The organism is uncultured Capnocytophaga sp. (genome assembly GCF_937936315.1).
Lineage (GTDB): Bacteria > Bacteroidota > Bacteroidia > Flavobacteriales > Flavobacteriaceae > Capnocytophaga.
Genome location: NZ_CALGWU010000002.1, coordinates 25,308 through 44,849 on the forward strand (window position 1 = coordinate 25,308; position 19,542 = coordinate 44,849).

General features: G+C 39.3%; 29 protein-coding genes. 17 read left to right on the forward strand and 12 right to left on the reverse strand.

All coding sequences use genetic code 11. From position 1 onward, the window contains the following. Positions 1-18 precede the first annotated feature (18 nt). Together Q0162_RS00230 and Q0162_RS00235 are read right to left on the reverse strand one after the other, a co-directional pair. Complete coding sequence (locus tag Q0162_RS00230; protein ID WP_201260642.1) at positions 19-411, reverse strand: hypothetical protein; 393 nt, start codon at positions 409-411, stop codon at positions 19-21. A 29-nt stretch (positions 412-440) separates the two neighbouring features. Then, on the reverse strand, positions 441-695 hold the full coding sequence (locus Q0162_RS00235) for a hypothetical protein (protein ID WP_095901890.1): 255 nt from the start codon (positions 693-695) through the stop codon (positions 441-443). Positions 696-905: 210 nt separating this feature from the next. On the opposite strand from Q0162_RS00235, the gene Q0162_RS00240 reads away from it, so the two are divergent. Beyond that, positions 906-1,553 carry a hypothetical protein gene (locus Q0162_RS00240; protein ID WP_297887229.1) on the forward strand — a complete coding sequence of 216 codons (648 nt, stop codon included), beginning with the start codon at positions 906-908 and terminating at the stop codon, positions 1,551-1,553. Beyond that, entirely contained in the window at positions 1,486-2,151 is a 666-nt protein-coding gene (locus tag Q0162_RS00245) for a hypothetical protein (RefSeq protein ID WP_297887231.1), read from the forward strand. The genes Q0162_RS00240 and Q0162_RS00245 overlap by 68 nt, the downstream gene beginning before the upstream one ends. 57 nt (positions 2,152-2,208) lie before the next feature. On the opposite strand, the gene purB is transcribed toward Q0162_RS00245, so the two are convergent. The 8 genes from purB to Q0162_RS00285 form a co-directional block, all read right to left on the reverse strand. Then, positions 2,209-3,540 (reverse strand): adenylosuccinate lyase, encoded by a 1,332-nt coding sequence (gene purB, locus Q0162_RS00250; protein WP_297887234.1) that lies wholly within the window; start codon positions 3,538-3,540, stop codon positions 2,209-2,211. 27 nt (positions 3,541-3,567) lie between these two features. Continuing rightward, on the reverse strand, positions 3,568-4,692 hold the full coding sequence (locus Q0162_RS00255) for a DNA polymerase III subunit delta' (protein WP_297887237.1): 1,125 nt from the start codon (positions 4,690-4,692) through the stop codon (positions 3,568-3,570). Positions 4,693-4,945: 253 nt separating this feature from the next. Further along, on the reverse strand, positions 4,946-5,239 hold the full coding sequence (locus Q0162_RS00260; protein WP_297887240.1) for a type II toxin-antitoxin system RelE/ParE family toxin: 294 nt from the start codon (positions 5,237-5,239) through the stop codon (positions 4,946-4,948). Beyond that, positions 5,217-5,462, reverse strand: a complete 246-nt coding sequence (locus tag Q0162_RS00265) for a hypothetical protein (RefSeq protein WP_297887243.1) — start codon at positions 5,460-5,462, stop codon at positions 5,217-5,219. Before Q0162_RS00265 ends, Q0162_RS00260 begins: the two co-directional genes overlap by 23 nt. Positions 5,463-5,496: 34 nt before the next feature. Further along, positions 5,497-5,871 (reverse strand): hypothetical protein, encoded by a 375-nt coding sequence (locus Q0162_RS00270; protein ID WP_297887246.1) that lies wholly within the window; start codon positions 5,869-5,871, stop codon positions 5,497-5,499. Between the two features lie 4 nt (positions 5,872-5,875). Next, positions 5,876-6,199, reverse strand: a complete 324-nt coding sequence (locus Q0162_RS00275) for a type II toxin-antitoxin system YafQ family toxin (RefSeq protein ID WP_095898920.1) — start codon at positions 6,197-6,199, stop codon at positions 5,876-5,878. Between the two features lie 4 nt (positions 6,200-6,203). Continuing rightward, the gene (locus tag Q0162_RS00280) at positions 6,204-6,437 is read right to left on the reverse strand and encodes a toxin-antitoxin system, antitoxin component (protein WP_297887255.1); all 234 of its coding nucleotides are present in this window, start codon (positions 6,435-6,437) and stop codon (positions 6,204-6,206) included. Between the two features lie 14 nt (positions 6,438-6,451). Beyond that, entirely contained in the window at positions 6,452-7,234 is a 783-nt protein-coding gene (locus tag Q0162_RS00285; protein WP_297887258.1) for a TerC family protein, read from the reverse strand. Between the two features lie 145 nt (positions 7,235-7,379). Here Q0162_RS00285 and Q0162_RS00290 point away from each other — a divergent pair, with 145 nt between their 5' ends. From Q0162_RS00290 to Q0162_RS00310, 5 genes are all read left to right on the forward strand, one after another. Further along, a complete protein-coding gene (locus Q0162_RS00290; RefSeq protein WP_297887261.1) occupies positions 7,380-9,248 on the forward strand; it encodes a M1 family metallopeptidase in 1,869 nt (622 codons plus the stop codon). 62 nt (positions 9,249-9,310) lie between these two features. Next, on the forward strand, positions 9,311-9,514 hold the full coding sequence (locus tag Q0162_RS00295; protein WP_297887264.1) for a hypothetical protein: 204 nt from the start codon (positions 9,311-9,313) through the stop codon (positions 9,512-9,514). A 223-nt stretch (positions 9,515-9,737) separates the two neighbouring features. Beyond that, entirely contained in the window at positions 9,738-10,199 is a 462-nt protein-coding gene (locus tag Q0162_RS00300) for a hypothetical protein (RefSeq protein WP_297887266.1), read from the forward strand. Next, the gene (locus Q0162_RS00305) at positions 10,192-10,743 is read left to right on the forward strand and encodes an RNA 2'-phosphotransferase (RefSeq protein ID WP_297887268.1); all 552 of its coding nucleotides are present in this window, start codon (positions 10,192-10,194) and stop codon (positions 10,741-10,743) included. The genes Q0162_RS00300 and Q0162_RS00305 overlap by 8 nt, the downstream gene beginning before the upstream one ends. Further along, entirely contained in the window at positions 10,740-10,991 is a 252-nt protein-coding gene (locus Q0162_RS00310) for a hypothetical protein (RefSeq protein ID WP_273085588.1), read from the forward strand. Before Q0162_RS00305 ends, Q0162_RS00310 begins: the two co-directional genes overlap by 4 nt. A 54-nt stretch (positions 10,992-11,045) precedes the next feature. Here Q0162_RS00310 and Q0162_RS00315 read toward each other — a convergent pair whose 3' ends face one another. Further along, the gene (locus tag Q0162_RS00315; protein WP_297887277.1) at positions 11,046-11,525 is read right to left on the reverse strand and encodes a DUF2004 domain-containing protein; all 480 of its coding nucleotides are present in this window, start codon (positions 11,523-11,525) and stop codon (positions 11,046-11,048) included. 61 nt (positions 11,526-11,586) lie between these two features. Here Q0162_RS00315 and Q0162_RS00320 point away from each other — a divergent pair, with 61 nt between their 5' ends. The 3 genes from Q0162_RS00320 (at position 11,587) to Q0162_RS00330 (ending at position 13,624) form a co-directional block, all read left to right on the forward strand. Beyond that, entirely contained in the window at positions 11,587-12,300 is a 714-nt protein-coding gene (locus tag Q0162_RS00320; protein ID WP_297887282.1) for an SMI1/KNR4 family protein, read from the forward strand. 78 nt (positions 12,301-12,378) lie between these two features. Next, positions 12,379-13,041, forward strand: a complete 663-nt coding sequence (locus Q0162_RS00325) for a hypothetical protein (protein ID WP_297887286.1) — start codon at positions 12,379-12,381, stop codon at positions 13,039-13,041. Next, on the forward strand, positions 13,034-13,624 hold the full coding sequence (locus Q0162_RS00330) for an SUKH-4 family immunity protein (protein WP_297887289.1): 591 nt from the start codon (positions 13,034-13,036) through the stop codon (positions 13,622-13,624). The genes Q0162_RS00325 and Q0162_RS00330 overlap by 8 nt, the downstream gene beginning before the upstream one ends. Positions 13,625-13,644: 20 nt before the next feature. Here Q0162_RS00330 and Q0162_RS00335 read toward each other — a convergent pair whose 3' ends face one another. After that, positions 13,645-14,100 carry an isoprenylcysteine carboxylmethyltransferase family protein gene (locus tag Q0162_RS00335; protein ID WP_297887293.1) on the reverse strand — a complete coding sequence of 152 codons (456 nt, stop codon included), beginning with the start codon at positions 14,098-14,100 and terminating at the stop codon, positions 13,645-13,647. A gap of 85 nt (positions 14,101-14,185) precedes the next feature. Between Q0162_RS00335 and Q0162_RS00340 the strand changes: the two genes are divergently transcribed. The 7 genes from Q0162_RS00340 to sufC all read left to right on the forward strand — a co-directional run bounded on the left by Q0162_RS00340 (position 14,186) and on the right by sufC (position 19,542). Next, positions 14,186-14,710, forward strand: a complete 525-nt coding sequence (locus tag Q0162_RS00340) for a hypothetical protein (protein ID WP_297887296.1) — start codon at positions 14,186-14,188, stop codon at positions 14,708-14,710. 61 nt (positions 14,711-14,771) lie between these two features. Then, complete coding sequence (locus Q0162_RS00345; RefSeq protein WP_297887299.1) at positions 14,772-15,557, forward strand: SDR family NAD(P)-dependent oxidoreductase; 786 nt, start codon at positions 14,772-14,774, stop codon at positions 15,555-15,557. A gap of 38 nt (positions 15,558-15,595) precedes the next feature. Beyond that, the gene (locus Q0162_RS00350) at positions 15,596-15,973 is read left to right on the forward strand and encodes a hypothetical protein (RefSeq protein ID WP_126371650.1); all 378 of its coding nucleotides are present in this window, start codon (positions 15,596-15,598) and stop codon (positions 15,971-15,973) included. A 66-nt stretch (positions 15,974-16,039) separates the two neighbouring features. Continuing rightward, the gene (locus Q0162_RS00355; protein WP_297887308.1) at positions 16,040-17,032 is read left to right on the forward strand and encodes an SMI1/KNR4 family protein; all 993 of its coding nucleotides are present in this window, start codon (positions 16,040-16,042) and stop codon (positions 17,030-17,032) included. Next, on the forward strand, positions 17,025-18,041 hold the full coding sequence (locus tag Q0162_RS00360) for an SMI1/KNR4 family protein (protein WP_297887310.1): 1,017 nt from the start codon (positions 17,025-17,027) through the stop codon (positions 18,039-18,041). Before Q0162_RS00355 ends, Q0162_RS00360 begins: the two co-directional genes overlap by 8 nt. Positions 18,042-18,056: 15 nt before the next feature. Continuing rightward, positions 18,057-18,734 carry a DUF6348 family protein gene (locus Q0162_RS00365; protein ID WP_297887313.1) on the forward strand — a complete coding sequence of 226 codons (678 nt, stop codon included), beginning with the start codon at positions 18,057-18,059 and terminating at the stop codon, positions 18,732-18,734. A 67-nt stretch (positions 18,735-18,801) separates the two neighbouring features. Then, positions 18,802-19,542 (forward strand): Fe-S cluster assembly ATPase SufC, encoded by a 741-nt coding sequence (gene sufC / locus Q0162_RS00370; RefSeq protein ID WP_002679493.1) that lies wholly within the window; start codon positions 18,802-18,804, stop codon positions 19,540-19,542.

Below are 19,542 nucleotides of genomic sequence, written 5' to 3' on the forward strand. Positions count from 1 at the left end.
TCTCTTAAAAATCAGTTCTTATCGCAAAGCTTCAATTACTTTTTTCCCGAACTGTTGAGTGTTCCAAGCCTCGTCATAATTAATTTTGTACTTAGCAGCTACGGTGCGCAAACCTTCTTTAGTACTGCCTTCAAATTTGCTTCCACAGATAACGGTACCTTTGGCATCGGTATACACACAGTAAGTTTCATCGGCAATAGCAGGAGCTCCACCTCCAAGGGCATCAATTAATTTTTTGCCAAACTGACGAGTATTCCAAGATTCGTCATACTTAAAGTTGTTTTCATCAGCGATTTGACGCAAAGCACCTTTAGCGTTTTCGTAGCGGTTGTACACATCGATAGACTTGTTGTCGTAGATAGCCACGATATACAAATCAGTAGCTACCAATTCTTTGTATTGCTTAATCATATTATAAAAATTTTAAATTGTTTACTTGTTTATTTTTTTCTTGCCTTTTCGCGAGCAAGACTTTCTTTAGAACGCTCTATTTGTTTTTTGAGACTTTCGATAGCACGGTCGTGAGAAGCGGCTTTATCTACTTTAGTCTTTTTATAAGCGGCTTTACTACTTGGAGAAGAAGCTTTTTTTGCCATATCGCCATAATAGGCATTGTCCTTTTTCTTATTTTCTTTCTCTTTGTCTAATCGCGCTCTGAGGTCGATGATTTGTTTTCTGTAATATTCTACTGACATTATTTATTGTTTTTTTGGTTTCTGTTGTTATCTTTTTTCAGGGGCAAAAGTATAATCACTCCAAAAAATACGAAAGTCCAATTGTGTTCAATTGTGTGTAAATTTCCTATCCAAAATTGTACATTTAGAAACAAAATTATTGTACAATTTTGTACAGTTTGGTATTTTTATGTATATTTGCTCCCCAATTATAAATACTTGACGTGGAAAATGACAAATGATTTAACTACTGAAAACACTTATAAACAACACATTAACCGCTTACAAACAGAAGTAAACCTCTCCTTTGGAAAAACAGTTACTTCTATAGCTGACTTTGAAGAATTATCGGAAAAAACGCGTCTATCTACCCAAACCTTGCGCCGCTTCTTTGGAAAAATTGACAAGGAGAAACAACTAAGTATTACAAGTTTAAACCTGTTGTGTAACTACATTGGTTTTGCTGACTGGCAGAGCTTTTGCAACAACACAACCCCTGCTACCCCTACACAACTGCGCGAGGTTATCAACTCTTTCTACGACACTATTGCTTTCTCGGGCGCGAGTTTTTTCGACGTTAAACTGCGTGACACTCACGAGGCTTACGCTCCTATCATTTTGAACGATTTACCTTATGCTTATTCGTTCTTGGAACGCTATAAGAACACCCCAAAAATCACTCAGTCACTTTACCCTTGGTTCCCGTACTACGATTGTATGGCTCAAGCGAGTTATGTACATCTCATCGAAACCTATCTCGCTACTCAGCCTTTAGAACACTTGAGAGTGTGTCAGAATTCTTTTCTTTCTTATGGGGTGTTCTGTAGTACAAAATGGGGGGGGGGGAGGTTTTATAGAAAAATATACTACGGAAGCTGATAAATACATTGAATCGGTATGGCAAGATTATCCTGATAGTTTCTTTCATTACCCCGAAACGCGCTATACCATAGCCAAAGTAGTATTGGCTTACTTGAACAACAATGAACAAGAAGCGATTCGCGTGGCTGAAGCTGCTTTACATCGCAACCTACGCGCCAAACCCTTACACGTATTTAATGAAGAATTTAACACTCCTGATATTCTCATTTCTAAACTGTGTAATGCTCTTGTATGGATGGGGAAAGTGGATTTTGCAATAGAGATCTATAGTACTTTTAGCGAAGAACTTTTTCTAACGAAAGATCCTGTAGAAAATATGTCGCAGCATTTTGTATATGAGCGGGACACTCAATTTGCTGCCCAAACAGTAGATATGTTGCGTTTGTTTGACCCTTCTATTCCTGAGCTTGTTTCTAAGCGTCAGCCGCATTGGAAAACGAGGGTATATGAAGAAATTCAGCAACTTCTCATTGATTTGAAGTGCTGTAAAAAAGGAGAGTTGAGCAAGCGTTTGACCTTAAAAGAGCGCTTGCGCACCCTTGCTAAGCAAACCAACTTCGGGGTCATAGAAAATTTGATACAACTATTCCAATAAAAAAATGCTCAGGGATTTACCTGAGCATTTTTTATTACTTCTTATCTCTTGCCTAAACTAAACTCCTGTATAGTTCTCGGGGGTGATAACTTTTAGTTCTGCCTTTACATCTTCGCTTACTTCCAAAGTATCAATGAAGTTGCTGATAGTCTCGGCTGTAATAGCGGTATTAGTGCGGGTAAGGGCTTTGAGGGCTTCATACGGATTAGGATAGCCTTCACGACGCAAAATCGTTTGGATAGCCTCGGCTACTACTGCCCAATGGTCTTGCAAATCTTCGCGGATTTTATCTTCGTTTAAAAGGAGTTTGTTGAGTCCTTTGAGGGTAGATTGCAGGGCGATGAGTATATGACCAAAAGGCACCCCTACATTGCGCAATACTGTACTATCGGTGAGGTCGCGCTGCAGGCGGGAAATAGGCAATTTCGCCGATAGATGCTCTAAAAGAGCGTTGGCAATACCTAAATTACCTTCAGAATTTTCAAAATCAATAGGATTTACTTTATGAGGCATAGCCGAAGAACCTACCTCGCCTGCTTTTATCTGTTGTTTGAAGTAATCCATAGAGATATACGTCCAAATATCGCGATTCAAATCGATGAGGATGGTATTGATGCGTTTGAGAGCATCGAAAAGAGCGGCTAAATGGTCGTAATGTTCAATTTGGGTAGTAGGGAATGAGTGGTGTAAGACCAATATTTCCTCAACAAAGCGGGTGCCGAAAGCCTTCCAATCGATATTAGGATAGGCTACTTTATGAGCGTTGTAGTTACCGGTAGCTCCCCCAAATTTGGCAGCATAAGGCACTGCGATAAGGTTTTGTAACTGCTGTTCCATACGAACGACAAACACCTCGAATTCCTTGCCCAAACGCGTAGGAGATGCCGGCTGACCGTGGGTTCGTGCTAATAATGGTACATCTTTCCATTGAACTACTAAATTTCTCAGTTTGCTGAGCAATTGCTCTAAATCGGGCAAATACACTTGTTGTACAGCTTCTTTGATGCTAAGCGGAATAGCGGTATTATTAATATCTTGGGAGGTAAGACCAAAGTGGATAAACTCCTTATAGTCTTGCAATTGTAGATAATCAAAAGCCTCTTTAATGAAATATTCTACCGCTTTCACATCGTGATTAGTAGTTCGTTCTATTTCTTTTACTTTTAGAGCCTCCTCTTGGGTGAAATTTTGGTAGAGTTTTCTAAGGTCGGCATATCTTTCCTTAGGGAAATCGGCAAGTTGAGGCAAGGGTAGTTGGCATAGAGCGATGAAGTACTCTACTTCCACTTGCACGCGATAACGAATAAGTGCCATTTCGGAAAAGAAAGGCACAAGTGAGGTCGTTTTATCAGCATAACGACCATCGATGGGGGAAATTGCTTTGAGCATAATTTGTTAGGTGTTAGGGGTCAGATTTCAGTTATTAGGGGAGTGTAATAGTCGGGTGAGTTTAATCGCTAAATCGGTGAAAATAATTTTCCCACTACCATTGCGCTCTACATGTAACTGAGCTTCTTCGAGGAGGTTGTGTATTGCCTCGATATTGTTGCCGTGAATAAAAGGGGCAAATTTGGCAAGCTGAAAAGTAGGGTCGGCAAATTGCATATACACTAAACTATTAGCTTTGTAGTTCAACAGAAGTGCTTGCCTAAATACCTCAGCGCAGTACTGCAAAAACTGTTTTTGTGTTTCATACCCAACGGTATTGATTTCGTCACTCCACTGCAAGAGTCCTTGTATAGAGGCTTTGTTGCCACGCGCACGATAGGCAGTACGCACCCACGCAATAAACCAACGTTCAAAGGTTGCTTCTTCACTTTCTTTGTTGTCCATCAGTTGGAGGGCTTTGTTAAAGTTTCCTTGAGCGCGGAGGGCTATTTTGGTTGCTTCGGCATCAGCTAAACCACGTGCGATGAGCGCTTCCTTGATAGCTTTCTCACTCAGTGGCGGAAAGCGCAGAATTTGGCAACGCGATTTGATAGTGTCTAACAAGGCATTTTCATCTTCTACAACTAAGAGAAAGACTGTTTTATCGGCAGGTTCTTCTAGGAGTTTGAGGAGCTTGTTAGAGGCTTCGGGATTCATTTTCTCTGCCATCCAGATAATCATTATCTTATAACCTCCTTCAAACGATTTCAGGGCTAATTTATTGGTAATTTCTTTAGCCTCGTTTACCCCTATGTTAGCTTGTTTTTTATCAATATCAAGGAACACAAACCAATCAAAGAGAGAACCATAAGGTTGTTCTTTTACAAAAGTGCGCCATTCGTCCATAAAAAGTGAACTAATAGGGTCTTTTTTCACCTTATTGTTAGTAGCTGTGGGGAAAGCAAAATGAAGGTCGGGGTGAGCTAGTTGGGCGCATTGTTTTTTTGCTTTGGGGTTGTCGTGTGAGAGGATGAGAGTTGCGTAGGCAATTGCCATTAGCAGTCCTCCTTGTCCTTCGCCAGCGACAAATAACTGAGCGTGTGGAATGCGACCTGCTTCCACACTGGCTTTTAAATAGTTCTTTATAGTATCATATCCTAAAATATTGTTCATTGTTTAAGAAGGGGTCAGGGGTTAGGTTTCAGGTTTCAGGAGGTTAGTAGTAAAACAAGGGCAAGAAAAATAGTACGGCTCCTAACAAAAATAGAATTGCCAAAAAGTAAATTACAAAACTATTTTTTGCAAAAAATATATATTGTTGTACCAAACGTATTGCCCAAAACAAAAACAAACTATTGCTACTGCTACAAAATAATAGATTACTTGCATATTGAGGATTTGGATAATTCCGCGATTGGCAAAGCTGTTAAAACAAAGGTTTTTGTTTGGCACTTCTAAAATAGGTAATTAGTATCATATTCCTTTCCTCATCTATTTCATAAAATATAGAAAATTTCCTATCAAGGAGCGCTTTTCTATGTGTTTTTAGCCTTTCACTATATTCATCAGAGCGATAGGGATTTTCTTTTATTTCTTTTTCAGCTTTTGCTACTGCTACTGCTATTTTTTCAGAATAAGCATTTGATTTATTTCTTCTTATCCAATAAGTAAGTGTCTCATCAAGATTATCAATAGCATTATCTGTCCAAAACAATTCCATGTTTTTCTTGTATTAATTTGTGAACTTCTGAAGTATGCTTGTAAAGACCTAATCTTTTTTGTTCTTTAGATTTCTCTATATTTTCTATATCTTCTGCCGACAAATCGTAGTAGAAATCATCGTTTTCTACAACTGTTGTCTTTATTTTAAATCTATCAAACAAAGGTTGAAACAACAATAAATCGGCATTGTCGAAAGTTATTTTAAGTGTTGTTGTATTCATCGTTTTAATTTTATTTAGTTAAAGAAATTGCTTGTTATTCTCGTTGCGACTTTCTTCTAAAAAGCACTTGGTTAAAACTGCTTACTCTACTGCGGTCTTGTTGGGTGATAATCGCATAAACAGCCCACGGAATCAGCAAATAACCTCCTAATACTATGTAGTTCTTTCCCGCAAAAGCATAGATAAGAGCAGGCACTCCCAAAATGAGAATTGCTAAGGCTACTATTTGCCCTATTTTTGAGGGTTTGGCGCGGAAATCGTTGGGTTCATAAGTAAAACGGCGGTTACAGTTAGGGCAGACGAGTGATTTTTCTTCCCCCTCTCGCATCGCAAACTCCACACGGTCAGTAGCTTCTGTAGCGCAAAATAGTTCTTCAGCGCAATGTTTGCATTTGGTGTATACTTTCATTTTCTTACTTTTTAAAAAGTTCTGAATGTGAGCCTAAACGGGTAAGAACAATTCTCTTTTGTTCTTCATCATATTGTAGCCAAATAATGAGTAAATCTGGCTCTATATGACATTCTAAATGACCTTTGTATTTTCCTGTTAAAAAATGAGCTTTCATTTTTAGAGGTAACTGTTCTACACCTCCAATTCTTAACTGTTTGATAGTATCATCTATCTTAGCTATTCTTACCTTATCATTCAAAAACTTCTTATAATCCTTCTTAAAACTTGTAGAAGAGAATAACTGATACTTATACTCATCTTCTTTTTTAGTTTCTGTAGACTCCATAATCTTAGTTTTTTAAGAACGATAAAAACGCATCAACATCATCAAAGAAAGGTGTATCTTTGTCCTTTATCAACCTTTCTGCTTCAACCATAGCTTCTTTGGTTTCTTGATTAGGAATCTCTTTCTCTTCCTTCTTTAATTTTTTAACATCAACAATATTAAAGTTAAGACTTTTAAGGATATTCATAGCATTTTCCAAAGAAATACCTTGTGGAGGAGTGGTTAAAATTGCATTCATATCTTTTTATTTTTTTAGTTATTAGTCTTCTTCCTCATTTTCATATTCAAAAACTCAACACCCAATGAAAAGGCTATTGCAAAGTACAAATAGCCCTTAGGCACTGCCCCTACTGTTTGTCCAGCGAGTACTGCTTCCGAAAGGTGCATACTCTCGGTGATAAGCATAAAGCCAATGAGTATCAGAAAGGAAAGGGCTAATATTTGAATTGACGGATTGCGGTTCACAAAGTTACCTACAGGGTTAGCAAAGAGCATCATTATTGCCACTGAAAGGATTACAGCAATAATCATTAGGTAAATTGCACCTTCCAATCCATTGGTCATTCCCACAGCTGTGAGGATACTATCTATTGAAAAGATGATGTCTATCAGTAAGATTTGCACGATAACTCCGCTAAATGAAGCCTGTTGTCGCGCTTGAGGCTGCTCCGATTCGGTAACGTGTTCTATATGATTTACTTTAGCGTGAATTTCTTTAGTTGATTTGTAGAGTAAGAAAATACCTCCCGCGAGAAGTATCAGTGCTTGTCCGTTGAAATGTGCTGAGAACCAACCCCAATCAAAACTGATAAGCGGGTCTTTGAGGCGAATGAGGAAGGAAATTCCCAATAGCAAACCTATACGCATAAACATTGCCAAGAAGAGTCCCAAGCGAGTAGCACGTTTGCGTTGGTTTTCGGGTAATTTACCTGTAACGATAGAGATAAATATCACATTATCAATCCCCAAAACGATTTCGAGGAAAGTAAGGGTAAGGAGTGCCACAAGGGCATCAACAGAAAATAAAAAATCCATAATATTTCAATTAACAATTGACAATGAATAATTAACAATAATTGAGGCGACAAAGGTAGTAAAGAATTTGCTAATGAGCAAATTTGGAAATGAGCAAATTAACCTTTATCTTTGCGCTTTCTAAAAAACTAAAACAATTCATCTGATGAAAAAAATGCTTTTAGCCCTTTGTGGCTTCGCTTTTGCGCTGAATGTAAGTGCGCAAGACAATCCTTGGCAACAACAAGCTGATTACCAAATGGACGTGACAATGGACGTGAAAACCTTTCAGTACAAAGGCACTCAAAAACTCACGTATACGAACAATTCCCCCGATACCCTCCGCGTGGTATTCTACCACCTCTACTACAATGCTTTCCAACCTAATAGCGAGATGGACAGCAACTTGCAAGCTCTCCCCGACCCCGATAGACGTATGGCTAACAACGTAGGCACTAAACAAAAACCTGTCTACGAGAGTAGAATTGCCAAACTATCACCTTCGGAAATAGGCTCTTTGCGCATTACAGCTATGTCTCAAGATGGACAAAAAGCAACTTTCACTCACGAGAGTACTATCTTGAAAGTTACCCTCCCCTCCCCTATCCTCCCTCATAGCAAAACAGTACTGGATATGACTTTTGAAGGTCAGTTGCCCGTAATGATACGCCGTGCAGGGCGCAACAACCCCGATGGGGTAGCTCTTTCAATGTCGCAATGGTACCCTAAAATGGTGGCTTACGATCACCAAGGTTGGCACACCACCGAGTACTTAGGACGTGAGTTCTATGGCGTTTGGGGCAATTTTGATGTGAAAATCACCCTCGACAAAACCTATATGGTAGCAGGTTCAGGTATACTCCAAAACGCTAACGAAATAGGTTTTGGCTATGAAGATGCAGGGGTAAAAGTTCCTGCGCTACCTAAAAAAGCTAAAACCAGAACTTGGCACTTTGTTGCCGAACGCGTACACGATTTCACTTGGGCTGCCGACCCTCAGTATGTACACGACAAACACCAACTTGCCGATGGTAAAACTATGCACTTCTTCTACAAAAAATATCCTGAAACTTGGAAACGCATTCAGCCTGATATGCTAAAAGTATTTGATTATTTCAACAAGCTCATCGGTGCTTACCCTTGGCCTCAATACTCTTTTATCCAAGGTGGTGACGGCGGTATGGAATACGCAATGTGTACCCTTATGGTAGGTGGTGAAAAATATGAAAAATTAGTAGGCACAGCCACTCACGAATTGGCTCACGCTTGGTTTCAACACCTTTTAGCTACTGATGAAGCTGCTTATCCGTGGATGGACGAGGGCTTTACTTCGTATATACAAACCCTTGCCGAACAACAAGTTTTAGGACTTATCCCTCAAAACGAATACCCTTTTGAAGATGCTTATGAGGGCTACTTCAATTTGGTGAAATCGAGATTGCAAGAGCCTACTATCACTCATTCCGATCGTTATGCGACCAACTACGCCTATAGCATTGCCGCTTATTACAAAGGTCAGTTGTTTCTCACCCAGTTAGATTACCTAATGGGCAATGAGGCGCTACTAAAAACTCTCAAACGTTATTACCGCGAATTTGCTTTCAAGAACCCTACTCCTAACGATTTTATTCGCATTGCCGAAAAAGTATCAGGTTTGCAATTGCAGTGGTTCCTCAACGAGTTTATGCAAACTGACCACGTAGCTGATTACGCTATCGAAAAGGTGACTGCCAAAGGTAATAAAACGACCGTTACCCTCAAGCGTTTGGGCAGATTACCCCTCTCTATTGACCTTTTTGTAACTGATAAAGCTGGTAAAACTCAATACTTATATGTGCCTTCTCGAATGACTTACGGCGAAAAACCTAATACTTATCCTGTTTACTCTCGCCTTGTGCTCCCTGCTTGGGGTTGGGGTAACCTCACTTACACTTTTGAGCTTGATATGCCACTGAGTGATATCCAAAGCATAGTGCTAGACCCTAACAACAGAAGTGTGGATATCAATAGAGAAAACAACGTGTTTAAACAATAGGTTTTAAATAATAATCAAGGGTTGAAGGTGGTGTAAAGGAAAGCAAAACCATTTTTCAACCTTTGATTTTTTTTACTAAACCTTCGATTTTCAAGAAGTATATAGTTTTCAAGGATATCATCAAGCAGATTAAGAAAATCAGCCATAAAGCAAAGATGATGAAAGGAGAGCAATTGCTCAAACCCGATTTTTGGATTTCCGACAAGGCAAAAGAACAAGTAGGGAAGAACTATTACTTACAACAAACGGGATTGGTGTTTGTTTAAAGAAATAATAGGAGCTAGTGTAAACACATCTTATATGTTAAAATATAGTTAAGAAAGCGTGCAAAAAGCGCGCAAAGTATGAAGTAGAATATTCCTTCTACCTCTCTGTCAATAGAGTATGGATCATAGATAAAATACTACCGAAGTTTTTGGAGTTAGTTATTGTGTCTTTACAAGGTTATAGGCTCGTAAAAATATTTGAAATAGATCAAAAACAATCAATATGACAAAATTCTTACTAAAATGTGCAACTATTTTGTTCCCCGTATGGATAATAGGCTGCAATCATCAAAACAATAGTCAGCATACAGAAGTTTCTTCTGTGGAAGCATCTATAGATTCATTGCAAATGCTGAAAGATACTATTATGTTAGACTCTTCAACAGAGGGAGAGGAAATTCGTTTGTATATAAATAAAATCACGACTGATACTATTATAGAGAGTGAAATTTTAGGCGAAATGGGTAAAGAAACTTATCGTTTTATTTTTAACAAGCAGCTAAAAAATGCAGAACACATCTTGTATTCTTATAATGTACCTTTTTATCTTGCTGAAGAGAATTTAGAAACTCACATCGATAAGAAAGAAACGCTACATTCTTCTAAAGAAATAGATGCAACCTTAAATAACCAATTTATATTTTACCGCAATATTTTACTCGCTACCCCTCACAAAAATGATTGAAAAACATAAAAAAGAGAGCAAGTTTCTCAGTTTGGTACTGCGACACCACCCTGAGGCGATTGGTATTAGCCTCGACACACACGGTTGGGCTGAGGTGAATGTGCTCATTAAGAATATGAAGCGTAAATTCCCAGTGTTCAGCCTTAAAATATTGGAAGAAATCGTCGCTACCGATAGCAAACAGCGATATGCTTTTAGCGAGGATAACACAAAAATACGCGCCAATCAAGGGCATTCGCTTGCCGTAACATTAGAATTACAGCCCCAAACACCTCCTGAATATTTGTATCACGGCACTGCCAGCAGATTTGTAGAGAGCATTCTCAAAAGTGGACTCCAAAAGCAAACCCGCCAACACGTACACCTCAGCATTGATATAGCAACCGCAACCAAAGTAGGTGCACGACACGGCAAACCCGTCATTTTTAAAGTAAATACAAAGGCAATGCATAAGGCAGGGTATGTTTTTTATCTCTCTGCCAATGGGGTTTGGCTTACAGATGAAGTACCACCGAAGTTTTTAGAACTAATCATTAACGGATGAAATTATTTAAAGAAAAAACTTGGCAGTTTGAAACCTCAGGAGTAGAAGGCGAGGTAAAACTCTTTGGCGTAAATATCTTTGACTATCAGTGGCAAGAAACGGGAGAATATGTAAAAGTAACAGACCCTCTCTATCACGCCGAAAGGTCTTTTTGCCTTTATAAAGTAGTGATAAATGGCGAGACACACAGCTTTGTAGCAGGAGAGTTTAGCAATATGATATGGGGATTTTATTTATTGAAATATTAAAAATAGCTATTAGTCCTTAGCCATTAGTGATTACCTAACAACTAAGGACTCAAGTTAGCTTTCCCAAGCAATAGAACTAAAGCTGCCGTCTAAGTTAAAACGAACAGCAAGAATCTCGTCACTTTGGTCAGGGTCTATCATATAATCGACAATAATTTCTTCCTTTGAAAGACAATACCAAAGCCCTACATTATTAATTTTCATAGCTGCCACAAAATCATCAATAGAGATAGGTACCTCTAACTCTAATTCGTCTATATGAAAATCCATATACTCGCTATCTTGTTCTAAATAGCTTTTGAGTGCTTTGCGCGCTTGTTGGTCTCTTTCTGGAAAATGCTTGATAAATTGCTCAAACAAATCTAATCTTTCCTTACTGATTTCCTCTTTTTTAGCCAACCAAAGACTAAACTCAACAGGATCGTTTAATTCTTGAAAAGTTACTTTTTGTTCCCATAGCACATCTGGGTCAAAATCTTCTTGTATAATGCTGGTATCAAGAGTACCAAAATAAGGGTGTATAATAGATGCCATAATGATATTTTTTATTTACCTTTGCAAAGATAAAACAAAAAAATGAAATACAATTAAGAATATGACTGAAGTAGTAGAAAAATATATCAAAAAACTATACAATCTCACGCCCAAGGACAGCAAAGGCTTCTCGGAAGCACAGTTGTTAAAAGCTGAAAAACGCTTACACATCACCTTGCCTGAGGAGTTCCGAGCGTATTACCTACAATTAGGGGCAACCAAAAGTGTAAACCAATCCTATAACTCTTTGGCTACACCTCAGCAATTGTATTTTGCAGGGGATTACTTATGCTTTTGTGAAGAAAACCAAGGAGTGGTAATGTGGGCAATTCGCAAAGAAGATTTAAACAACTCTAATCCACCCGTTTGGGGTAATTACGGCTCCGAAACCGACCCCAATTGGATACAAGAAACCCAAAACCTATCCGACTTTTGGCTCTACCTCGCCATTTACAATGGTGTGATGGGAGGTTTGCCCTACAATGCCAATGCAATGGGCGGTTTGGATATGGAAAACTTTGAAGTACCCAAGCAAGCTGTTGCCCATATAGAAAAACAATATACTGAGCTTACCTCCCTCAGCTGGAAAGGGCAACGCACCTTTACCGATGCCAATTTTCAAATAGTCATTACCCTTGCCATACATCGAGACACAAACCGAGCCACTGCTATTTTTATAGGCAGCGCTCAAAAAGAGTTATTTGATACTCTTTTAAATGCTATCGAAAACTTTGGCTTGGAATGGGATTACACTTCCTACGACGATGAGTCGTAGCACGACAGGCAATTAGAAATTTTGGTAAAGTTAAAATTATATAGCTACTAAATTAACTAAATTAACTAAATTAACAATATGACCGAAGCAGTAGCAAAACACATCAAAAAGCTCCATCAGTTGGAGAAAAAAGGCAATTTGGAGGTAGAACACCTCCTAAAAATTCTCAAAACGCCTAATAAGGAATATATTACTCCCTTGCAGGAAATGGTAGCGCAATACCATTGGCAACCACTGAACGATGAGCTTATTGTGCCTTTCGCCTCGTGGGTAGATGCCCTTTGCATTTATTTAGAAGAAGGTACGCAGGGTCTTGTAAAAGTTCTTAATGAGCGTAAAGACTTTTTCAGCATCGTCTTTGGAGTGCTAGAAGAGTTGCCCGTTGAGGAAGCGCTTCCTTCTTTTTTGGAAATTGCCCAAAATTTCTCTGACAAAATCACTGATGAGCAGGAGGCTTTTGTGAAAAAATATGTCTATTCACTTTGTTGTATTTCACACCAACTCAAAGGCGAGAAGGCAAGCCAAGACCTTCACGAGGCTTTTGTACCTGTCTTAAAGAAAATCATAGGCTTTGCTCAAACAAAAAAGAACGAAGTGCTAATGTGTAGTGCTACTGTATGCTTTCAAGCGTTTGGCGACAAGAGCGATATACCCTACCTCAAAGCTCTCTCCTTTACAGAAGCCTATTACAAAAACACAGGAAAAACTATTGCCAAAAGAATAGAGAAGAAATATGCTTAGTTTTACAAAAGACGATATAGAAACCCTACACCAAGCGGGCATTACCGCTGAGTTACACCCTCCTCAACCCCAGCTAATGAGCCTTGATGAGATACTGCAAAACAAGTTTGCCCTCCTGAACGACTATCCACAAATGCAGTTTTACTTCATTCGTTTTCCCGATGAGCTTGTCTCTATGCAACTAGAAGGGGAACACTTCCAGTGTTTTGGAAAATGTTGTTATGGTTATTTTGCATTGAATGCTAAGGGGAATGTATGCTTACTCTCTACCAATAACGATTATACCAACGCCCCAGTGGTATGGGTGAATCATTCGCTGGACGAGTTTATCAAAAGTTATAGTTGGTTGTTATCAGGGGTATTTCAGCTTAAAGGTACCGATACTTCTACCCAAGAAAAACTTTTTGCAGCACTGGATAAAGTTGCTCAGCAAGTAACCAAGGCTATCCACGAACTTCATCCTGAATTATTAGAGGAAGGAAGTCTTTGGGAGCAATTTATTTATATGATAGAAGATGGTTGGTTCAATACCGCTTACCACGAAATATTTTATATCAGAGAAGGAAGAAGAAGCTATAATTAGATAGTTTGCTAATTAAATTTTTATAGCCAACGGCGTACTTTTAGGCAATAGTTTTCGTATTCTTTGCCAAATTTCAGTCTGAGAGCGCGCTCTTCTGGAATGATTTGAAAACACGTCATATAGACCATAAATAGAGGTATCCCTATCCAAGTTAAAAGATAAGAGAGCCATATCGCCCAAGCGAGCAAACAGCAAGCCAAGCCTACGTACATAGGGTTGCGACTCAGTTGGTATACCCCTTTTGAAACAAAATGAGTAGCCTGCGATGGCTCAAGAGGATTGATAGTAGTGCGGACTTTGTGAAAACTCCAAAGACTAGCTAATCCAACTCCTATACCTATCCCTGCAACAACCATAGCCACTACAGGCAAGTGAGGCAATGCGCCAAAAGGCAATAAACGAGCAAGTACCCACATTATCAAAGCACAGATAAACCATACTGCAGCAGGTGGGATTTTAAGTTCTAAATTCTTCATTTATAAATCTCCTATACTGATTTTCATTGCAAAAATAGTAATAATTTACAAATTATTAGTACCTTTGTAGCATAAATCAAATTAAATGAACACCCTACGAAAAGAACTACGCCCCGATTTTGCAACAGCAGAAAAGCTGTACCCACTTATACTAAAACGCTTACAAGACTACGAAGCCTTTTGGGATGCCCAAAGTGAAGATACTCCCGAGGAAGTATTTGATAAAGAATACAAGGCAATGGAGCAATACCTCAGTAAACTCACGGGCAAAGACCTTTCCGATACTTGGCTATGGGAATGGTGGGAAGGCAATGGTATTGAGGTTTTTGCCTTTGATTTGGCTATGCCCGACCCTGTAAAGCATAACAACCTTACTCGTGAAGATATCGCTGCTTTTGTACGTATCATCATAGACAATGAATTTGAGTGCGAAAACGACTTTCAGGAGGAGTTTATGCCTTATATGTTTTACAGCGATGGCTACTTCTTTCAGTTTTTAGAACTCAACTGTCCGCATTTCGACCCTACTGTGTTCAATACCACTAAGGATAAAGAGGGTAAGTATCACGAGCCTACTGTGGAGGAGGTAATGAAGAAAATATGGAGGTAGGTGTCAGGTATCAGGTGTTAGGAAATAGAATTGACAATTAATCTTAAAAAAATCTATACAAATGGAACTAAATCGTATCAAAGGAAAAATCGCTTTTATCTCGGGCGCCAGCAGTGGGATAGGTAAAGCTGTAGCCGAAAAATTAGCGCAAATGGGCGTAAACCTCATTCTTTGTGCGCGCCGTGCTGAGGTGTTGGCTGAATTGAAAAACCAACTTGAAAAAGAACACGCTATAGAGGTCATTACCTTAGCTTTCGATGTGAGAAACTATCAAGAGGTGGCGAAAAATATCCAGTCCTTACCCGAAAAATGGCGACAAATAGATATCCTCATTAACAATGCGGGTTTGGCAATAGGATTGCAACCCCTTCACACTTACGCTATGGAAGATATAGACCAGATGATTGACACTAATATCAAAGGATTTACCTATATCGCCAACAGTGTGATTCCGCTAATGATTGGCACAGGCAAGGTGGGAACGATAGTGAATGTCGGCTCGGTAGCGGGAGAAATAGCCTACCCCAATGGCAGTATTTATTGCGCGACCAAGTTTGCCGTAAGAGCCCTCAGCGATGCGATGCGCATAGAGCTAATGGACAAAAATATAAAGGTAACCAACGTAAAACCAGGGTTGGTTGAGACCAATTTCAGCAAGGTGCGTTTCAAAGGCGACCAGCAGAAAGCAGATAATGTATACAAAGGCATCACGCCCCTATATGCCGAAGATATTGCCGACACTATCGCCTATATCGTCAATCTGCCTGATAAAATCCAAATTACTGATATTACCGTCACCCCACTCCACCAATCGGATGCTATTCACGTACACAAATTAACAGATTAGTCAATTTGCTAATTTGCCAATTTGCTAATTATTCTCTTATGTTAAAAACCTTAGACTTTGATAATGAATTAATAAATCTTATTGAAAAGGAAATGGACTCAATGCGAAAGAAATTCAAAAATAAAATTGAAAAGATTCCTTTTTGGCAGTTAGAAAGTATTTTTCCTAAAAACAAAAAATATTCTTCGCAAGAGGAATATATTAATGATATATTAGCTAACTATGAAAAAGAAGACTTTATATATCAAATTCTTGACAAGGACATATCTATTCTAAAGAACAATGAAAAACGAGATTTGAATATTTTTTCTATTTGTCCTAGAGCTTTAGAAGGAAAAGGTTTTTCAGAAAATCAAATTGAAGAGTTTTATAATTTTGTTGATAAGGCAAGATTATTGATGAATTTTAAAGGTTAAAAAGTAACATATATAATTTAAAACCTTAGAAAATAAGAAGAATAAAAGTATAAAGCTTAAGAAACAATGAACATCTTAAAAACCTTAGAACAACAATTTCAATATCCTGAACTATATCATCGGCTTTATGCTGAGCAAATGCTCGATATAGGCGAATATTCTTCACTTTGGAGTAAAGAAGTATATCCCCGCTTGAAAAACCACCCACCACTCTTTTTGTACAGCGGTGAGTTTGAGTTGATTCCACTTGCTAATATTGCCGAAACTATCGAAGAACTCAACGGCGAGGACAGTTGGTTCAGTATCAACCCCGATTACCTTTTTATTCCATTCGGACAAACGGGCGGCGGTGATTATTATTGCTTTTTGTACAACCAAAATCACCCTAAACCCACACCTCCTATTGCCTTGTTACAACACGATTCTGACGAGGCTGAACTATTAGCAAACACCCTCGAAGACTTCTTTTTCTATGAGATGCTCAACTCAGTGAACGATATATACGAGGGGTCGCTCGTACGCAGTGAAGGTGATTTCTACGAAAATATCACCCGCCTGCTACAAAGCCACCTGCCTTACATAAGCAACGAGGCGCAACGGCAAGTAATACAAGATGTTTACAGCCGGAAACTCACCGATTTCACACGTGTGTTGCCACGTTCTACCCAAACCTATCAAGGATTATTATCCGATGAAGAATTGGTGCAACTTCTGCAACAGTATATCCCCATAGCAGGCGAAAAGACCTTTGTATATACAACTGAAAATGAGACAGAAAGCACCCCTCCGCGATATATAGACGGAACGCTCTATGTAAGAGTAAGTCCTATTCCTGCCAAAAACGACAAAGTGTATGATGCCCTCAAAGCGCTGAATTGGCGACAAAACAAAGCCGTTACCGACCGCTTAGAGTACAGCAAGAAAATGCAATTGTACTACAACGACCAGTATGGTATCCCGTGGGAAGAGTATATTTTAGGCGCTTTCAAAGAGCGTATTGAGGCGCTGAAGCAATTCCCCAATGTAACTGTAACTTTTGAACAAGCAAACAATGAGTAAACAAGAAAAAGATTTCAGCGACCTCTCTCAAAAACTCCTCACCACTACCGATGGCAGTGAGTATCACGAATTGGTAAGAAAAATAGTGAAGAAGTACGGCGAGAAAATGCGTCAAGAAACCTTACAAACCTTAGTACGAGCAGTAAAAGAAAGCAAAATTACCCACGCTCGCAACTTTGTAATCGCACGTATCTCGGAACTTGTGACCGAAAACGACACTGCGCTCGCACCTTTCTTCTACGAAATGATAACCAAAGGCTTACCCTATTGGGCTTTTAGCGGACTGCTGAAAGTAGAGGGAGACAAGTGCTATCCTTTTTTGGTAGATTACTTGCAAAAGGAAGATAGCAAAGAAAATAAAGGGAGCGCTATCATCGCCTTAGCCGAACATAGCGGACAGCCTTTTAATAACGACCTCCCCTCCGACCCTGCTTATTGGCAAGCCTTGCCTATGGAAAAAGTGCTTGAATGGCAGGCGCAAGGCTACCCAAGAAAACAAGCACACAGCGAGTTTCCTTTTTTGCTACAAAATCCACAAACCGACTTAGAAAAGGCAATGGCTAAAATAGAGCAGGCTTTAGCAAAAGAGAGAGATTTTTGGCACGTGAAATCATATCAATACAACCGCGCTATTTTGGAAGTACCCGAAAAGCAAGTTATCGACAATATTAAAACGCGTTGGCAGCTACCTACTGTCTACCTCACTTTCTTAGAGCGTTTTTCGCCTGCCGATGATGCTTTCCTCAAGGGCATCAATCTGTATGGTGCTAATACTTTAATAAAGCATCAATGCGGTTATGCTTTCAGTAGTCCCGATGATGAACTCTTCCCTGATTGGAAAGCCCATTGGCTCGTAATCGCCGATAAAGATGCCGAACCCTATATACTCGACCTTTCCAAAAGTGATGGCAACGATGCACCTATCTACAAAGCTCCCCACGGAGCAGGTCAGTGGAAATGGCGCAAAGTAGCAAGTAGTTTTTTAGAGTTTTTAGAGAAACTAAGCTAATGAATTATATATATTATGGAAGAAATAATACTTTTAGAACTTTCTAAACAGATAAGAGATCAAGGCTATGACGCCACTCCCGATTTGCCTAATCTTATGATACGAATAGGCGACAAAATGCGTATTGAGCTCGATCCTATCCCTATCACCCCCGATATTCATAAAAGTGTGTTGCCAATGCATATAGGCACTTATTTAGAGGACGGTTTTTTTCCACAAGGAATTTTGGATAATATAGCAGGTTTTGGTGATACCGATGAGGAAAAGATAGATTCATTCATAGAAAATTACCTTTCTACTACATTCCAAACCATCATCAATAGTTTGGGTTGCCTTTTTGATAAAGGTTGCGATATTTATCGGGACAATTATCATTGGCATACCTCTATAGGCAATCTATATTTGTTAGGAAAATGGCAAACGCCTCGCAATGAAAGAGATTTCTACAACCTTTTGATAGACATTCTGCCTCAAAAATTCACTACCGAATACCGTATACAGTCGCTAAAATGTTTTGTAGCACGTACAAAAAGCGGATATGTAACCGAGTGTTTGTTAAACAATGAAGATTGGAACGAAGGAGCAGAACGCCTGCGCCAATACGCCCAAACTTGGCAAGACGAAGCTTCATTCCTATCTATAAAACAACTACTGATATTCCGCCTTTGTGACGCAATACACAATGAGAAATAAATACCTAATTTTGCATAATTCAAAATAATATCGGAACTTTGCGCCCTTAACGCTAAACTCAATTAAAATGTTAATAATAAAAAATCTCCACGCAGGTGTGGACGGCAAAGAAATCCTCAAGGGGATTGACTTAGAAATAAAAGCAGGTGAAGTACACGCTATTATGGGACCTAACGGAGCCGGAAAATCTACCCTCTCTTCGGTAATTTCAGGCAACGAAAACTTCGAGGTAACCGAGGGTGATATCCTCTTAGAAGGCGAAAGTCTGTTAGAAGATGCCCCCGAAGAGCGCGCTCACAAAGGTATCTTTATGTCTTTCCAATACCCAGTGGAAATCCCTGGTATATCTGTAACAAACTTCATCAAAACAGCTATCAACGAGAGTCGCAAAGCAAAAGGACTCCCCGATATGCCTGCTGCCGAACTCCTCAAGAAAATACGCGAAAAAGCAGCCCTTTTAGAAATAAACCCCGATTTCCTATCTCGCTCCCTCAACCAAGGATTCTCTGGCGGTGAGAAGAAACGCAACGAAATCTTCCAAATGGCAATGCTCGAACCCAAAGTCGCTATCCTCGACGAAACCGACTCTGGTCTCGATATCGATGCCCTCCGCATTGTCGCTAATGGCGTGAACAAACTCAAAAACGAAAACAACGCAGTGCTCGTTATCACCCACTACCAACGCCTCTTAGACTACATCGTCCCCGATTATGTTCACGTGCTTTCCGATGGTAAAATCGTAAAAACAGGCGACAAAAACCTCGCCTTAGAATTGGAAGCTAAAGGTTATGATTGGCTGAAAGGATAA

Coding starts and splice junctions, on each gene's coding strand:
- Q0162_RS00230 (WP_201260642.1), bottom strand. CDS start 411: ATGATTAAGCAATACAAAGAATTGGTAGCTACTGATTTGTATATCGTG.
- Q0162_RS00235 (WP_095901890.1), bottom strand. CDS start 695: ATGTCAGTAGAATATTACAGAAAACAAATCATCGACCTCAGAGCGCGA.
- Q0162_RS00240 (WP_297887229.1), top strand. CDS start 906: ATGACAAATGATTTAACTACTGAAAACACTTATAAACAACACATTAAC.
- Q0162_RS00245 (WP_297887231.1), top strand. CDS start 1,486: ATGGGGTGTTCTGTAGTACAAAATGGGGGGGGGGGAGGTTTTATAGAA.
- purB (WP_297887234.1), bottom strand. CDS start 3,540: ATGCTCAAAGCAATTTCCCCCATCGATGGTCGTTATGCTGATAAAACG.
- Q0162_RS00255 (WP_297887237.1), bottom strand. CDS start 4,692: ATGAACAATATTTTAGGATATGATACTATAAAGAACTATTTAAAAGCC.
- Q0162_RS00260 (WP_297887240.1), bottom strand. CDS start 5,239: ATGGAATTGTTTTGGACAGATAATGCTATTGATAATCTTGATGAGACA.
- Q0162_RS00265 (WP_297887243.1), bottom strand. CDS start 5,462: ATGAATACAACAACACTTAAAATAACTTTCGACAATGCCGATTTATTG.
- Q0162_RS00270 (WP_297887246.1), bottom strand. CDS start 5,871: ATGAAAGTATACACCAAATGCAAACATTGCGCTGAAGAACTATTTTGC.
- Q0162_RS00275 (WP_095898920.1), bottom strand. CDS start 6,199: ATGGAGTCTACAGAAACTAAAAAAGAAGATGAGTATAAGTATCAGTTA.
- Q0162_RS00280 (WP_297887255.1), bottom strand. CDS start 6,437: ATGAATGCAATTTTAACCACTCCTCCACAAGGTATTTCTTTGGAAAAT.
- Q0162_RS00285 (WP_297887258.1), bottom strand. CDS start 7,234: ATGGATTTTTTATTTTCTGTTGATGCCCTTGTGGCACTCCTTACCCTT.
- Q0162_RS00290 (WP_297887261.1), top strand. CDS start 7,380: ATGAAAAAAATGCTTTTAGCCCTTTGTGGCTTCGCTTTTGCGCTGAAT.
- Q0162_RS00300 (WP_297887266.1), top strand. CDS start 9,738: ATGACAAAATTCTTACTAAAATGTGCAACTATTTTGTTCCCCGTATGG.
- Q0162_RS00305 (WP_297887268.1), top strand. CDS start 10,192: ATGATTGAAAAACATAAAAAAGAGAGCAAGTTTCTCAGTTTGGTACTG.
- Q0162_RS00310 (WP_273085588.1), top strand. CDS start 10,740: ATGAAATTATTTAAAGAAAAAACTTGGCAGTTTGAAACCTCAGGAGTA.
- Q0162_RS00315 (WP_297887277.1), bottom strand. CDS start 11,525: ATGGCATCTATTATACACCCTTATTTTGGTACTCTTGATACCAGCATT.
- Q0162_RS00320 (WP_297887282.1), top strand. CDS start 11,587: ATGACTGAAGTAGTAGAAAAATATATCAAAAAACTATACAATCTCACG.
- Q0162_RS00325 (WP_297887286.1), top strand. CDS start 12,379: ATGACCGAAGCAGTAGCAAAACACATCAAAAAGCTCCATCAGTTGGAG.
- Q0162_RS00330 (WP_297887289.1), top strand. CDS start 13,034: ATGCTTAGTTTTACAAAAGACGATATAGAAACCCTACACCAAGCGGGC.
- Q0162_RS00335 (WP_297887293.1), bottom strand. CDS start 14,100: ATGAAGAATTTAGAACTTAAAATCCCACCTGCTGCAGTATGGTTTATC.
- Q0162_RS00340 (WP_297887296.1), top strand. CDS start 14,186: ATGAACACCCTACGAAAAGAACTACGCCCCGATTTTGCAACAGCAGAA.
- Q0162_RS00345 (WP_297887299.1), top strand. CDS start 14,772: ATGGAACTAAATCGTATCAAAGGAAAAATCGCTTTTATCTCGGGCGCC.
- Q0162_RS00350 (WP_126371650.1), top strand. CDS start 15,596: ATGTTAAAAACCTTAGACTTTGATAATGAATTAATAAATCTTATTGAA.
- Q0162_RS00355 (WP_297887308.1), top strand. CDS start 16,040: ATGAACATCTTAAAAACCTTAGAACAACAATTTCAATATCCTGAACTA.
- Q0162_RS00360 (WP_297887310.1), top strand. CDS start 17,025: ATGAGTAAACAAGAAAAAGATTTCAGCGACCTCTCTCAAAAACTCCTC.
- Q0162_RS00365 (WP_297887313.1), top strand. CDS start 18,057: ATGGAAGAAATAATACTTTTAGAACTTTCTAAACAGATAAGAGATCAA.
- sufC (WP_002679493.1), top strand. CDS start 18,802: ATGTTAATAATAAAAAATCTCCACGCAGGTGTGGACGGCAAAGAAATC.